The 13,443-nt window shown below is 73.8% G+C and carries 11 protein-coding genes; 4 read left to right on the forward strand and 7 right to left on the reverse strand.

Features of this window, described 5'->3' with window-relative positions; all coding sequences use genetic code 11:
• Positions 1–90: 90 nt before the first annotated feature.
• Together CGL27_RS45605 and CGL27_RS45610 are read left to right on the forward strand one after the other, a co-directional pair.
• Positions 91–984, forward strand: coding sequence for a phosphatidylinositol-specific phospholipase C/glycerophosphodiester phosphodiesterase family protein (locus tag CGL27_RS45605; RefSeq protein WP_078646053.1), 894 nt, complete (start codon positions 91–93; stop codon positions 982–984).
• A 66-nt stretch (positions 985–1,050) separates the two neighbouring features.
• Positions 1,051–1,539, forward strand: coding sequence for a GNAT family N-acetyltransferase (locus CGL27_RS45610; RefSeq protein ID WP_237299467.1), 489 nt, complete (start codon positions 1,051–1,053; stop codon positions 1,537–1,539).
• Here CGL27_RS45610 and CGL27_RS45615 read toward each other — a convergent pair.
• Together CGL27_RS45615 and xylB are read right to left on the reverse strand one after the other, a co-directional pair.
• Positions 1,520–2,752 (reverse strand): ROK family transcriptional regulator, encoded by a 1,233-nt coding sequence (locus tag CGL27_RS45615; protein WP_240451064.1) that lies wholly within the window; start codon positions 2,750–2,752, stop codon positions 1,520–1,522. The two genes, CGL27_RS45610 and CGL27_RS45615, sit on opposite strands and share 20 nt — an antisense overlap.
• A gap of 155 nt (positions 2,753–2,907) precedes the next feature.
• Positions 2,908–4,365, reverse strand: coding sequence for a xylulokinase (xylB, locus tag CGL27_RS45620; RefSeq protein ID WP_119993535.1), 1,458 nt, complete (start codon positions 4,363–4,365; stop codon positions 2,908–2,910).
• 118 nt (positions 4,366–4,483) lie between these two features.
• On the opposite strand from xylB, the gene xylA reads away from it, so the two are divergent.
• Positions 4,484–5,656 carry a xylose isomerase gene (xylA, locus tag CGL27_RS45625; protein WP_014057259.1) on the forward strand — a complete coding sequence of 391 codons (1,173 nt, stop codon included), beginning with the start codon at positions 4,484–4,486 and terminating at the stop codon, positions 5,654–5,656.
• A 55-nt stretch (positions 5,657–5,711) separates the two neighbouring features.
• On the opposite strand, the gene CGL27_RS45630 is transcribed toward xylA, so the two are convergent.
• The 3 genes from CGL27_RS45630 to CGL27_RS45640 form a co-directional block, all read right to left on the reverse strand.
• A complete protein-coding gene (locus CGL27_RS45630; protein WP_119993537.1) occupies positions 5,712–6,815 on the reverse strand; it encodes a pectinesterase family protein in 1,104 nt (367 codons plus the stop codon).
• Between the two features lie 304 nt (positions 6,816–7,119).
• Positions 7,120–8,397: an SWF or SNF family helicase gene (locus tag CGL27_RS45635; protein WP_119993538.1), complete on the reverse strand. Its 1,278-nt coding sequence runs from the start codon at positions 8,395–8,397 to the stop codon at positions 7,120–7,122.
• Positions 8,394–11,327 (reverse strand): DEAD/DEAH box helicase, encoded by a 2,934-nt coding sequence (locus CGL27_RS45640; RefSeq protein WP_119993540.1) that lies wholly within the window; start codon positions 11,325–11,327, stop codon positions 8,394–8,396. The genes CGL27_RS45635 and CGL27_RS45640 overlap by 4 nt, the downstream gene beginning before the upstream one ends.
• A 142-nt stretch (positions 11,328–11,469) precedes the next feature.
• On the opposite strand from CGL27_RS45640, the gene CGL27_RS45645 reads away from it, so the two are divergent.
• Entirely contained in the window at positions 11,470–11,652 is a 183-nt protein-coding gene (locus CGL27_RS45645) for a hypothetical protein (RefSeq protein ID WP_014057263.1), read from the forward strand.
• Between the two features lie 324 nt (positions 11,653–11,976).
• Here the strand turns inward: CGL27_RS45645 and CGL27_RS45655 are convergent, their stop codons facing one another.
• Complete coding sequence (locus CGL27_RS45655; protein ID WP_119993542.1) at positions 11,977–12,774, reverse strand: hypothetical protein; 798 nt, start codon at positions 12,772–12,774, stop codon at positions 11,977–11,979.
• Positions 12,775–12,876: 102 nt separating this feature from the next.
• A complete protein-coding gene (locus CGL27_RS45660; RefSeq protein ID WP_119994874.1) occupies positions 12,877–13,413 on the reverse strand; it encodes a PadR family transcriptional regulator in 537 nt (178 codons plus the stop codon).
• Positions 13,414–13,443 lie beyond the last annotated feature (30 nt).

Genomic DNA, 13,443 nt, shown 5'->3' on the forward strand with positions numbered 1-13,443 from the left:
CACTGCCCTTTGGGCGCACGGCCGCCCGATACTCACTGGCGTCCATCCTGCGTATCCGGCACCGCGCCGGGACGAGAGCCGGGAGGCCCCATGGTCCGCCGTACACGCCGTGCCTTTGTCGTCACCCTCGGAGCCGCCCTGGCGGGCGGCGCGGCCGCGCCCGCGTTCGCGAGCACGGCCAGCTCGCTCGGCACCACGTCCGTCTCGAAGGACGGCCCGAAGGGCAAGCGGCCGCTGGCCAGAGCCCACGCCCACAACGACTACGAGCACCCGCGTCCGCTCCTCGACGCGCTCTCCCACGGCTTCGGCAGCGTCGAGGCCGACATCTGGCTGGTCGACGGCCAGTTGCTGGTCGCGCACGACGCCACCGACCTCGACCCCACCCGCACCCTGGAGTCGCTCTACCTCGACCCGCTGGCCCGGCGGGTGAAGGCCAACGGCGGCCGGGTCTACCGCGGCTATGACCTGTCGTTGCAGCTGCTGATCGACCTCAAGACCGCCGGGGAGGCCACCTACCTGGAGCTGGCCAAGCGGCTGCGCCACTACGGCCCCCTGTTCAGCGCCGCCTACGGCGGGGTGGACGGCCGGGTGCGCCGCGGCGCGGTGACGGCCGTCATCTCCGGCGACCGCGGCGCGCGGGCCCCCATGGAGGCCGAGAAGGTGCGCCACGCCTTCTACGACGGCCGTCTGGAGGATCTCGGCTCGGGTGTGCCCGCCTCCTTCATCCCGCTCATCAGTGCCGACTGGACCAAGACCTTCACCTGGACGGGGACCGGTCCGATGCCGCGGGCGGAGCGCGAGACGCTGCACCGCCTCGTCGCCTCCGCACACGCCGCCCGGCAGACCGTGCGCTTCTGGGCCACCCCGGACGTGGCCGGGCCGGAGCGCGACGCCCTGTGGCGTGAGCTCCTGGCCGCCGATGTGGACTACCTCAACACCGACGACCTGGCCGGGCTGGAGGCGTTCCTGCGCGCCGCCCGCTGACCCCTCGCGGGCGGCGGCCGGGAAAATCTCTCGCGCGCCGTCGCCCGCACCGCCATGCTGCCCCGCATGCTCATCAGGACTGCCACCGCCGAGGACTGGCCCGCCATCTGGGCCTTCCTGCGCCGCATTCTCGCCGCGGGCGAGACCTACACCTACCCTCGCGACCTGGACGAGGACCGGGCCCGCGACATCTGGATGCCGGAGCCCCCGAGCCGTACCGTCGTCGCCACCGACCCCGACGGTACGGTCCTGGGCTCGGCCAAGATGAACCCCAACCAGATGGGGCCCGGCGCGCATATCGCGGGGGCCAGCTTCATGGTCGCGCCCGAGCAGGGCGGGCGCGGTGTGGGCCGGGCCCTGGGGGAGCATGTCCTGGAGTGGGCGCGCGCCGAGGGCTACAAGGCGATGCAGTTCAACGCCGTGGTGGAGAGCAACACCCGGGCGGTGGCGCTGTGGCGCTCACTGGGCTTCGAGGTCATCGGCACCGTCCCCAAGGCGTTCGACCACCCCACGAAGGGCTATGTGGGGCTGCACATCATGCATCGCTTCCTCTGACCCCGGCCGGCTCTCCGGCTCCGGCGGGGTCCCGGAACCCCGCCGGATCGTCGAGGACCGCCTGCACCACCGAGTTGGCCGCGCCCAGCAGTGGACCGTCCGGGCCGAGCCGGGAGACGGTCACCGCGCCGCTGCCCGGACGGGCCGGGTCGGTGAGCCGCCGTCCCAACTCCCGCTCCAGGGCGGGCAGCAGCCAGGGCGCCAGCGGCGTCAGCGCGCCGCCGAGCACCACCTTCTCCGGGTCCAGGAGGTTCACCGCGCCCGCGAGGGCGATCCCGAGCGCCGAGCCCGCGCCGCGCAGCGCACGCCGCACTCGCTGGTCGCCGCTCGCCGCCCTTACGGCCAGCACGGTGATACGGCCGCCGGGGCCCGGGTGCTGGGCCGCGGCCTGCTCGGGGGACAGGCCGCTCGCCCGCAGCACCGCCTCCTCGCCCGCGTACTGCTCCAGGCAGCCGCGGCCGCCGCAGGCGCACTCGGGCCCTTCGGGACGCACCGGCACATGGCCCAGCTCGCCCGCGAAACCGTGAGTGCCGCGCAGCAGTTGTCCCTCCAGCACGACCGCGGCGCCGATGCCGATCTCGGCCGAGACATGGATGAAGTCCTGGGGTGCCGGGTCGTGGCCGCCCCGCCACAGCTCGGCGAGCGCGCTCAGATTCGCCTCGTTGTCGACGGTGACCGGCAGCCCGGGCAGCGCCGCGCGCAGCTCGGGGCCGATGTCCACCCCCTCCCAGCCCAGGTTGGGGGCGCGGACGACCAGCGACGAGTCCCGCGCCACCAGACCGGGCACCGCCACCGCGAGCCCCACCGGCCGCAGCCCGCCCAGCTCCGCCTCCGCCGCGACCTGCCGGACCAGGGAGGAGAGCTGGGTGAGTACCGGGGCCGGTGCACGGTCGCGGTTCGCCGACGCTATCTGGGTGCGGGCCCGCACCCGCCCGGCGAGGTCCACCGCGCACACCGCGAGATGGTCCACCCCGATCTCCGCGCCGAGTCCGGCCGGACCGCGCTCATTGAGCTGCAGGGCGCTGCCGGGGCGGCCGACCGTACCGGGCCGGGAGGGGCCCAGCTCGACCAGCAGCCCGTCCCGGATCAGCTCGTCGACGAGCGTGGAGACGGCGGCCCGGGTGAGCCCCACGCGGGCCGCCACCGACGCACGGGACAGCGGGCCGTGGGCGGCCACGGAGTGCAGCACGAGGGAGAGATTGCGCCGGCGCATCGCCTGCTGGGTGTTGGGCAGTGGCGCTGCCACCTGAATCCGTCTCCTCTCGCCCGATCCGCTCATTGTGCCGGGCCACTACGACACCGGTCCGCCCGGCCGCCGCCGTACGGTGCTCACGCGAGCCGTACGGCGTTCACGCGAGCCGTACGGCGCTACGCGTGGCGCAGCAGGCCGTCCGCGTCCGCCAGCACTCGGGAGAGCCGCTCCAGCGCCGCCTCGTCGCGGGGCACCGGACCGTAGGACGGCCCGTCGGCAGTCGCCCAGCGCCGCGCCACCGCCGCCGGGTCCTCGCCCAGAACCAGCCCCGCGGCCTGCGCGGCGGCCCCGAGGGCGACCAGCTCCCCGGCCCGGGGCACCTGAACCGGGCGTCCGCTCAGCCGCCGGACCGTCTCCCGCCACGCCGTGCCCTTGGCGCCACCCCCTATGAGCAACAGCGGGGCGTCGGGCGCCGCGTCCGCGTCCAGCACCTGGTCCAGCGCGGTGAGCAGGGCGAAGACGGCCCCGTCGTAGGCGGCCTGGAGCACCTGCCCCGGTGTGGTGTCGTGACGCAGACCGTGCAGCAGCCCCGAGGCGTGTGGCAGATGAGGGGTGCGCTCGCCGTCGAGGAACGGCAGCAGCACGGCCGAGCCGCCCGCGTCCACCGCCTCCCGGTCGCGGCCCAGCAGTGCCGCGATCCGGTCCACCGCGAGCGTGCAGTTGAGCGTGCACGCCAGCGGCAGCCAGGCGTCCCGCGTGTCGGCGAACCCCGCGACCACCCCGGTGGGGTCGGCGGGCCGGCGGGCCGAGACCGCGTAGACGGTGCCGGAGGTGCCCAGGCTGAGCACCGGCTGCCCCGGGCGCAGGCCGAGCCCCAGAGCGGCCGCCATGTTGTCGCCCGTGCCGGTGGCCACCAGGGCGCCGGTGGGCAGCGGCAGATCGGGCAGCTCCCGTACGGTCCCGGCGGCCTCGCCGTGGCGCAGCACTCGCGGCAGCAGCTCGGGGGAGAGCCCGGCCCGGTCCAGGATCTCCTCGTCGTAGGACTCGGTGGCCGAGGACCACCAGCCGGTGCCCGAGGCGTCGCCCCGGTCGGTGGTTCCGTAGCCGGTGAGCCGCTCGGTGAGGTAGTCGTGGGGGAGCCGGACGGCCGCGGTGGCGCGGGCCGCCTCCGGCTCGTTCTCCCTGAGCCAGGCCCACTTGGTGACGGTGAAGGCGGGCGCGGGCACACTGCCGATCCGCTCCGCCCATGCCTTCGGGCCGCCCAGCTCCTCGATGAGCCGGTCGCGCTGCGGCGCGGAGCGCACATCGTTCCACAGCAGCGCGGGCCGCACCGAGCGGCCCGAGGCGTCCAGCGTGACCAGACCGTGCTGCTGGCCGCCCACGGAGACCGCGGCCGCCTCCCGGGCCGGGCTGCCGCACTGGCGCAGCGCCTCGGTCAGCGCCTCCCACCACTGCTCGGGGACGGACTCCTTACCGGTGCCGTCGCTGCCGCCGCCGACGGTGTGCGGGGCCTGTCCCCGGGCGACGACCGTGCCGGTCGCGGAGTCGACGACGAGCGCCTTGGTCGCTTGCGTGGAGCTGTCCACGCCGACGACGAGCGGTCCTTGCGGCACGGGCACGGCTGCTGCTGCCATCTCGCGCTCTCCCTTGTGTCCATGGGTGGTGCGGTGTGCGGGTGAAACGGGGCTTCCCCGGAATGCTCGCGCATACTAATTTGTAAAGCGCCATGACGAAATAGGCGAGGGAGCCGCGATGAGCTACAACCCCACCCCCGAGGACAGGTTCACCTTCGGACTGTGGACGGTCGGCTGGCAGGGCCGGGACCCGTTCGGGGACGCCACCCGCCCGGCGCTCGACCCCGTGGAGTCCGTGACCCGGCTCGCCGAACTCGGCGCGTACGGCGTCACCTTCCACGACGACGACCTCATCCCCTTCGGGGCCTCGGCGACCGAGCGCGAATCGCATATCAAGCGCTTCCGGCAGGCCCTGGACGCCACCGGGATGACCGTGCCCATGGCCACCACCAACCTCTTCACCCATCCCGTCTTCAAGGACGGCGCCTTCACCGCCAACGACCGCGATGTGCGCCGCTACGCGCTGCGCAAGACCATGCGCAACATCGACCTCGCCGCCGAACTGGGCGCCAAGACCTATGTGGCCTGGGGCGGCCGCGAGGGCGCGGAGTCCGGGGGTGCCAAGGACGTGCGCGCCGCGCTCGACCGGATGAAGGAGGCGTTCGACCTGCTCGGCGCCTACGTCACCGAGCAGGGCTACGATCTGCGCTTCGCCATCGAACCCAAGCCCAACGAGCCGCGCGGCGACATCCTGCTGCCGACCGTCGGCCACGCGCTGGCCTTCATCGAGCGGCTGGAGCGGCCCGAGCTGTACGGAGTCAACCCGGAGGTCGGCCACGAGCAGATGGCCGGGCTGAACTTCCCGCACGGCATCGCGCAGGCACTGTGGGCGGGCAAGCTCTTCCACATCGACCTCAACGGCCAGAACGGCATCAAGTACGACCAGGACCTGCGGTTCGGCGCGGGCGATCTGCGGGCCGCCTTCTGGCTGGTCGACCTGCTGGAGACGGGTGGCTACGAGGGTCCGCGCCACTTCGACTTCAAGCCCCCGCGCACCGAGGACATCTCGGGCGTCTGGGCCTCGGCGGCGGGCTGCATGCGCAACTACCTCATCCTCAAGGAGCGGGCGGCCGCCTTCCGCGCCGACCCCGAGGTCCAGGAGGCGCTGCGCGCCTCGCGTCTGGACCAGCTGGGCGAGCCGACCCTCGGGGAGGGCGAGACCCCGGCGGCGCTGCTCGCGGACCGCACCGCCTTCGAGGACTTCGACGTCGAGGCGGCCGCCGAGCGCGGTATGGCCTTCGAGCGCCTGGACCAGCTCGCCATGGACCATCTGCTCGCCGCGCGCGGCTGACCGCGTCCGGCCGCCGGTCCCGCCCCCCGACGGGACCGGCGGCCGGGGCTCATCGTCAGGCCGACGGCTGCCAGCCGCCGAGCCAGTCGGCGATCTCGTAGTCCGCGGCCTGGGCGTCGGTCAGCTGCGGCCGGTCGGTACTCGCCGCACCGGAACCGGCGCCGGTGTTCTTGTACTCCCCGAAGCGGTCGTCCTTCCAGGAGAAGCCGCTCATGTCCGTCCACGGAGTGGTCTTGATCGCCGCTGACAGATCCGTATTGCGGACGATCGCCTGCGGATCGAGACTGGCGTCGCCGCCCGCGTGCCAGGGGCGGCCGAGGTAGAACGACCGGCTGCTGACATCCCCGGTGATGTTGCTGTTGATGAACAGGAAGCCCTTCTTTCCGGCCGCCGTCGAGGGCGCCGCGACATAGCCGCCGGAGCTGCCGTCGTAGCGCTTGGCGAGCCGGATCGCCGACTTGTTGATGACGGCGGAGGCACGGCCGAAGATGAAGTCGACGTTCCCCTGGATCCAGGCGTTGTTGATGTACACCCGGCCGACGGCGGACTTGCTCGCGGAGTCCAGCAGCAGGGTGTCCTGGTCCCCGACCGCCCCGATGTTGTCCAGGACGATCCGGTCGCCCGCGGTGCGCAGCGCGACCGCCTGCTTGTCGGTGATGGCGCTGTTGGCCTCGTTGAAGTCGTTCACGAACTGCAGATTGCGGGCCTGGAAGTCATCGGCCTCGACGGCGACGGTCGCACTGCCGCTGGTGCCGTAGGTGCCTCCGCCGGGCTTGGGGGTGCCGGAGGCGTTGTTGTAGACGATCGTCACATCGTTCTTGCCGCTCGTCGTGCCCACCAGCCGGATATGCGGCTTGTTGGCGGGGACCTTCACCGTCTCGCGGTACGTACCGGGCTTGACGGAGATGGTGAGGGCGGACGGGTTGTTGGCCGGCACCGCGTCGACAGCCGCCTGCACGGTGGTGTAGTTACCGCTGCCGTCCTTGGCCACCACGATGGTGGCCGCCGCGGCCGGGGGAGTGGCGGCATGGGCCCGGGCGCCGTCGCCGAGCCAGCCGGCGGCCGGGGCGGCGACGAGCCCGACGCCGGTGGCAAGGGCCAGGGAGCCGATGAGCGGAGCGGGGCGGCGCCGCCGGGGGCGCCGTGGGCTGAGGGTCATGGTCGGTGACTCCGTCCCGTGGAGACGTGCCGAGGGGGTTGACGCCCTTACGGTCTCCACGGCCCACCCAAAGGTTGCCGCCCGCCGCCTTCGGCCCGGCAGGATCTTCCAGCCGTCCTGTCCGCCCTCACCGGCCAAGGGACGGCGGGCCTGGAAGGGGCAACCCCGAGGCCGCCTCCGCGATGGGTTGATGGCCGGGGGCCACTCACTGGCGCTTCTCCCTTACGGGCGCGCAGTCGACGCTGGGCGGCTTCCCGGCGCGCGGCCGGTGGCGGAGGGATGCCGCCACCGGCCGCGCGCCGCGTCAACCGTCGGAGCCGGGCATCGCCAGCGCCGCGGCCGGGTCGTGTCCGGCCGGGCCCGCCGGCCACCAGCGGCCGTGTTCCTTGCGGTACGGCCACCAGCGGCCGTCGCGTCCGTAGCGCACCTGGAGATCGGCGCCCACCACCGTCCAGCGGTTCCCCGCGGCGCGCAGCCCGGGCGCCCGCTCGTCATCCTCCCAGGCGGCGGCGAGCTGCACACGGGCACGCGCGAGGGCTGCCGCGTTCGGCGTCCACTCCTCCTCCAGAACGGTGAGCGCGGCGGCCCCGCCGTGCTCCCAGGCACGGACGGCCCGCGCCAGATCGGCGCGGTCACGCCCGCAACCGGCCGCGAGCCGGGCGGCGATCGGGGCCGGGGGACCGGCAGCGGTCAGCCGCACCGTGTCCTGCCACACCGTCAGTGCCACCGGGACCGGGGAGGAGGCGTGGCCGGGCGAGAGTGCCTCGGCCAGCAGCCGCTGGGCGCGTACGGCGGCGTCCGCCGCCAGGAACTCCAGCGCGGCGACGTCCAGCCCCTCGGCCGGGTCCGTGCCGCCCGCCAGCGCCGGAGGACGGCCGGGCGCCGCGACGGCGGGCGGCGGTGCGGGCAGCGGCGGCGGACCGGCCGCGGCGAACGCCTCCCGGGCCGGTACGCCCTCCGGGGCAGGGGGAGAGACGTCCTCCGCCGTCCGCGGGAGGTGCGGGGCGGCCCGCGCCGCGCTGCGCACCTGGAGCTCGTCCAGCAGCTCCCGCTCCCCGCGTCCGCGCATCAGCAGCAGCAGATACGGATCCTCGTCCAGCAGCCTGGCCAGTTGGTAGCACAGCGCGGCGGTGTGCAGGCAGTGGTCCCACGCCTCGCAGCCGCACTCCGGCTCCAGATCGCCTATCCCCGGCAGCAGTTCGACTCCCACGGCCGCCGCGTCCTCGGCCAACTGCGGGGGCATGTCGCGGTCCAGCAGGGCGGCGATATGGCCGGAGCGGTCCGCGACCACCCCCAGCAGCCGGTCCCATTCCGCCTCGGTGAACTCCCGCAGCAGTACGTCGGATCGGTAAGGCGTGCGGTCGCGGTCCCGCACCACGCCGGTGACCCGGCCCGGACGTACGCACACCGCGCCCACCGCGCCCTCGCGCGCCTGCTTGCGGCCGCGCCTCAGCTGCTCTCCGTCCAGCGCCGTGTCCTCCAGGGCCTTCAGCCATGCCTGGCCCCACCAGGTCCCGGCGAAGCCGCGGCCGCGGGCGGGCGGCAGGGCGGCGAAGGTGCGCTCGACCTCGGCACGGCTCATCGTTCGGTCCCCCGCAGTTCCACGAGCTCTGCCAGCTCGGCGTCGGTCAGTTCGGTCAGCGCGCCCTCGCCGGAGCCGAGCACGGCGTCCGCCAGCTCCTGCTTGCGCGTCAGCATCGCGGCGATGCGGTCCTCCACGGTGCCCTCCGCGATGATGCGGTGGACCTGCACCGGCTGAGTCTGGCCGATGCGGTACGCGCGGTCGGTGGCCTGGGCCTCGACGGCCGGGTTCCACCAGCGGTCGTAGTGCACGACATGCCCGGCCCGGGTGAGATTGAGCCCCGTGCCCGCCGCCTTCAGCGACAGCAGGAACACCGGGACCTCGCCGTCCTGGAAGCTCCGCACCATCTCCTCGCGCCGCGCCACCGGCGTACCGCCGTGCAGTAGCTGGGTCGGCACCCCGCGCGCGGCCAGATGGCCCTCCAGGATGCGCGCCATCTGGACGTACTGGGTGAAGACCAGGACGCTCGCGCCCTCGGCCAGGATGGTGTCCAGCAACTCGTCGAGCAGCTCCAGCTTGCCGGAGCGCCCGGGGATCACGGGCCGGTCCTCCTTCAGATACTGCGCCGGGTGATTGCAGATCTGCTTCAGACCGGTGAGGAGCTTGACGATGAGCCCGCGCCGGACGAGACCGCCGGTGCCGGAGATCTCGGCGAGGATCTCGCGCACCACCGCCTCGTAGAGCCCCGCCTGCTCCTTGGTAAGCGCGACGGCCCGGTCCGTCTCGGTCTTCGGCGGCAGCTCGGGGGCGATACCGGGGTCCGACTTGCGGCGCCTGAGCAGAAAGGGGCGGACCAGTTTCGCCAGCCGCGCGGCGGCCTCGGGGTCGCTTCCGCTCTCCACGGCCTGGGCGTAGCGCCTGCGGAACGCACCATGGGTGCCCAGCACTCCCGGTGTGGTCCAGTCGAGGATCGCCCACAGCTCGGAGAGGTTGTTCTCGATGGGGGTTCCGGAGAGCGCCACGCGGGCCTGCGCGCCGATGGTGCGCAGCTCCCGTGCCGTCGCCGAGAACGGGTTCTTCACATGCTGCGCCTCGTCCGCGACCACCATGCCCCACGGCCCGGCCTCGGCCAGCCGCTGCGCGTCGAGCCGCATCGTGCCGTAGGTGGTGAGGACGAACTCGCCGTCCGCGAGGCCGTCCAGGCTGCGCGCGGGGCCGTGGAAGCGGCGCACCGGGGTGCCCGGCGCGAACCTCTCGATCTCGCGCCGCCAATTGCCCATCAGTGAGGTGGGGCAGACCACCAGAGTGGGCCCGGAGGCTTCGGGGATGGATCGGCGGTGCAGATGGAGGGCGATCAGGGTGATGGTCTTGCCGAGCCCCATGTCGTCGGCGAGACAGCCGCCGAGGCCGATCGAGGTCATACGGACCAGCCAGTCCAGGCCGCGAAGCTGATAGTCGCGCAGCGTGGCGGCCAGAGCGGCCGGCTGGGACACGGGCGGCGGCTGTGCGCCGGCGGCCCCCTCGGGGTCGGCGAGTTGGTCCCGCAGGGCCTCCAGCCAGCCGGTGGGCCGCACTTCCACCTCGGTGCCGTCGGCTTCCGCGCGACCGGTAAGGACGGCACCGAGGGCGTCGGCGGGGGTGAGCTTGCGGTCCTGCCGGTCGCGGACGCGGCGGGCCGCTTCGGGGTCGAGGAGGACCCATTGGTCGCGCAACCGCACCACCGGCCGGCTGGCCTCGGCGAGCTGGTCCAGCTCGGCGCGGGTGAGCTCCTGGTCGCCCACGGCGAACCGCCAGCTGAAGCGCAGCAGCGCGTCGGCGGAGAGGAAGGCGGGGAACCGGGGCCCGGCGTCGTCCTGAGCCTCGTCGTCCGGGCCGATGACGGCACGTGCGGTGAGCCCGCGGGCCAGCTCCCTGGGCCAGTGCACCTGGACCCCGGCCGCGTCCAGCGCCCCGGCCGCCGGGCCGAGCAGCTCGGCGACCTCCTCGTCGGCGAGGTCCAGGGCGTCGGGCACGGCGGCCGACAGCAGCGGGGCGAGCGGCGCCCAGGCGCGCGCCGCGCGCCGCAGGGTCAGCAACGCGTCCATACGGGCGCGCGGACCGAGGGCCGGGATGACGGGCGAGGTGCCCGCCCAGACCTCGGCGGCGTCCGCGACCAGCGCCGGGTCGGTCAGACTGTGCAGCTGGAGGACGGCACGGAAATGCGGCCTGTCCGCCTTACCGTTCCCACCGCCGCCGTGCAGCAGCTCGATACGGACCGAGAGCCGCACCCCCGCGTCATGCCCGGCGGCCACATCGGCGGCCCAGGCCCGCTGTTCGGGCAGCCGCCGTGGTGCGGTGGCGGCGAAAGCGGGTCCGCCCGCGGCCGGCGCCGCGGCGGGCGAGCGCGGCAGCCCGTCCGCCACCGCGTCCAGGAACGCGCGCAGATGCCGCTCGGGCTCGGGCAGCAGCACCGGGCCGGAGGCGGGCAGCGGCGTCGCGTGCGCGCTGGGCGGCATGGCGGCGGCCAGCTCACGCACCCGTGTCAGGTCGTCGGGGGTGAGCGGGCCGACGCGCCAGGCGTCGTGGTCGGTGGCGGTGAGCCCGGGCAGCAGCTTTCCGCGGGCCGCGAGCTGGAGGGCGAGTACGGCCGCGGCGCCCCAGAAGGCCGTGGCCGGGTCGCACTGGCCCGGACCGGCCTGTGCGGCCCGCGCCCGGGCGCGGGTGAGCACCGGCAGCGCCTCGCCGAGGGGCAGCACGAACGCCCGTACGGTCCGTGTCCGGACCTCGAGGCCGGTGGGGGCGGGGCCGGTGGAGCCGTCGTCGGCGCCGTCCACCGGGACGGCGACCTTCAGCTCCTCGGCGGAGCCGGTGGTGGGACCGGAAGGGGTGGAGCCGTCTGGCCGCCAGAACGCGATCCGGCCGGTGCGTGCCGGATCACCGGGAAGGAAGACCGCGGTGCAGCGGGAGAGTTCGGCGACGTCGGAGGGTGTTGCCGCGGAGGGTGGGGTCACAGCGCTGAGCGTTCCTCAAATTTGACTAGTGGAGCCCGGGCCGCCCGAGGGTACAGGAAGACGGCGCGAGGAGGAACCGGGTGCCGTCGGTGTCCGTTGTGTGGAGTGAGTGCGGCTATGGGCCGTGAAGGAGGCGGGTGAAATGTCCACACGCGCGAAGGTCGCCACCGGTGGTGTGGTGGCAGGTGTGATCCTGCTCTGGGTGTTGCCCTTCTGGGCGGCGCTGCTGGTGATCGTGGGAGTGCCGGCGGCGGCCTATCTGCTGCTCGACTCCTCCCAGCGCCGCAGGTTGCACAGGGTCTCCCGTAAGCAGCTGGGCCGCTGAAGCAGCCGGCCGCCGAGCGCGGCCGCGGAAGGCGGCCGGCCGGGCTCGGGGTCACGGGCGGCGCGCACCCGGGAGTGACCGTGCAGCACCGATCGCGGACCGCCCGCGACCCCGTTCGGGGCTCGGCCGGCTGGGGGGGAGCGGTCATGTCTCGCTGAGGCCCGGGGCGGCGTCCATGGCCCGGACGGGCGCAGTGGGCCATGGCGACCGTAAGGAAGGCGGGCCATGCGCTCGTCGTCCTTGACCGGCCCGGACGGAGGAGGGCGCTCAGGTTCTCAGTGGGGTTGCCCGGCCGACCGCTCAGGTATCGGCGAGGTCGTGCTCTCAGTGAGGTCGCATGGCCAGCTTGTCCAGGGCCGTCAGCAGCTCCGGCAGCTCGGGGCCACGGCCGACCGGCAGCACCTCGCCCGGAGCGTCGTCCAGCAGCACGAAGGCGATGTCGTCGGTCCGGGCCACCATGCTCCAGCCCGGCCCGTCGGCCCGGAGGGTCCGCGCGTCACCGGAGGCGAACGCCGAACGGATCCGGCCCGCCGGCGGGGGCGAGGCCAGATAGCCGCGCGCCTCCTCGAGCACTCGCCGTACGCCCCCGTGCGGCCTCTCGCCCGGGGCCACGAACGTCACGTCGCTGTCGACCTGCTCACGCCAGATCGCCCACTGGAGCGCGATCTCATCGGCACCCAGCCGCCGCTGGGCCGGGCCCCACCGCTCGGAGTCCGGTGGTGTCAGCGGCGCCCGGGAGGCGTCCGCCCCCAGTTCGGCGCCGGGAGCGGGGTCATGGGGAGCCGGTACGCCCGGGGCGGCCACGGCCACCGCGAGTGGCCAGCCGGGAAGGGAGGCGGCCACTGTCCGGTCGTCGATGGCCAGGGCGTACTCCATACCGCAGTCCCAGGTCGCGATGGCACACGCCACGAGTGACACATCGTCGGTGACCACCGTCCAGCGGGCACCGCCGCCGTCCTGCCCCAGCACCAGTCCGTAGCCGGTCTCGTACGGCTCCAGCCCGAGCACGGCACATGCCTCGGGATAGTCGTCACCGAGCACGCTCGGGAATTGAGCGGGTGTCAGCAGCACCGCGGTCAGCACATACAGTGCCTCGTCGCCTGACTCCTCCGTGGCGGGCACGACAGCCTCCTCTTGCGCATGCGGATCCGAAGGGCGATCCGTCGTCGCGCACCTTAACCACCCAGTAGCCATGGAGTCGAGACATCGGGTCGCGGTCGGTCCTCAGTCGTCGGTCGCCGCGCGGAGCGTGTCGAGCGTGCGCCGCAGCCAGGACAGTTCGGCCTGGCTGGTGGCCCGGGCGATGGTGAGGATGCCGCGCCGGAAGGGGTCCTCCACCTCTTCGGCCCGCAGCGGACGGTCGCCCTCGTAGAAAAAGCTCGACGGCTGCCGCAGAAAGGCCATCCGGCGCTCCAGCAGCTCCGCCTGTGCCGACGGGTCGTCGAGATGCCGCAGGAACGCCAGCAGGGTGAACCAGCGGTTCTCGTCGGTGATGTCGATGTCCGCCGGATGCGCGAGGCGGTGGCGCAGCTCCGCATGTCCCTCGGGGGTCAGCGTGAGGACGTGCCGGGGCGCGGCTCCCGCGCCCGGCTGGGTCCGGCGGGCCAGCAGTCCGGCCTTCTCCAGCCGCTTGATCGCCGGGTAGAGGGTGCTCTCGGCCACGGGTTTCACATGTCCGGTCAGCGCGGCGATGCGCTTGCGCAACTCGTAACCGTGCAGGGGGACGTCGTGGAGGAAGCCCAGGATGGCGAGTTCGAGCATGACCGCATTGTGCCGCATGACCGCTGTACC

Origin of the sequence: Streptomyces sp. 11-1-2 (assembly GCF_003595545.1) — a bacterium.
In the GTDB taxonomy this organism is placed as follows: Bacteria; Actinomycetota; Actinomycetes; order Streptomycetales; family Streptomycetaceae; genus Streptomyces; species Streptomyces hygroscopicus_B.

Coding starts and splice junctions, on each gene's coding strand:
- CGL27_RS45605 (WP_078646053.1), top strand. CDS start 91: ATGGTCCGCCGTACACGCCGTGCCTTTGTCGTCACCCTCGGAGCCGCC.
- CGL27_RS45610 (WP_237299467.1), top strand. CDS start 1,051: ATGCTCATCAGGACTGCCACCGCCGAGGACTGGCCCGCCATCTGGGCC.
- CGL27_RS45615 (WP_240451064.1), bottom strand. CDS start 2,752: ATGCGCCGGCGCAATCTCTCCCTCGTGCTGCACTCCGTGGCCGCCCAC.
- xylB (WP_119993535.1), bottom strand. CDS start 4,365: ATGGCAGCAGCAGCCGTGCCCGTGCCGCAAGGACCGCTCGTCGTCGGC.
- xylA (WP_014057259.1), top strand. CDS start 4,484: ATGAGCTACAACCCCACCCCCGAGGACAGGTTCACCTTCGGACTGTGG.
- CGL27_RS45630 (WP_119993537.1), bottom strand. CDS start 6,815: ATGACCCTCAGCCCACGGCGCCCCCGGCGGCGCCGCCCCGCTCCGCTC.
- CGL27_RS45635 (WP_119993538.1), bottom strand. CDS start 8,397: ATGAGCCGTGCCGAGGTCGAGCGCACCTTCGCCGCCCTGCCGCCCGCC.
- CGL27_RS45645 (WP_014057263.1), top strand. CDS start 11,470: ATGTCCACACGCGCGAAGGTCGCCACCGGTGGTGTGGTGGCAGGTGTG.
- CGL27_RS45660 (WP_119994874.1), bottom strand. CDS start 13,413: ATGCTCGAACTCGCCATCCTGGGCTTCCTCCACGACGTCCCCCTGCAC.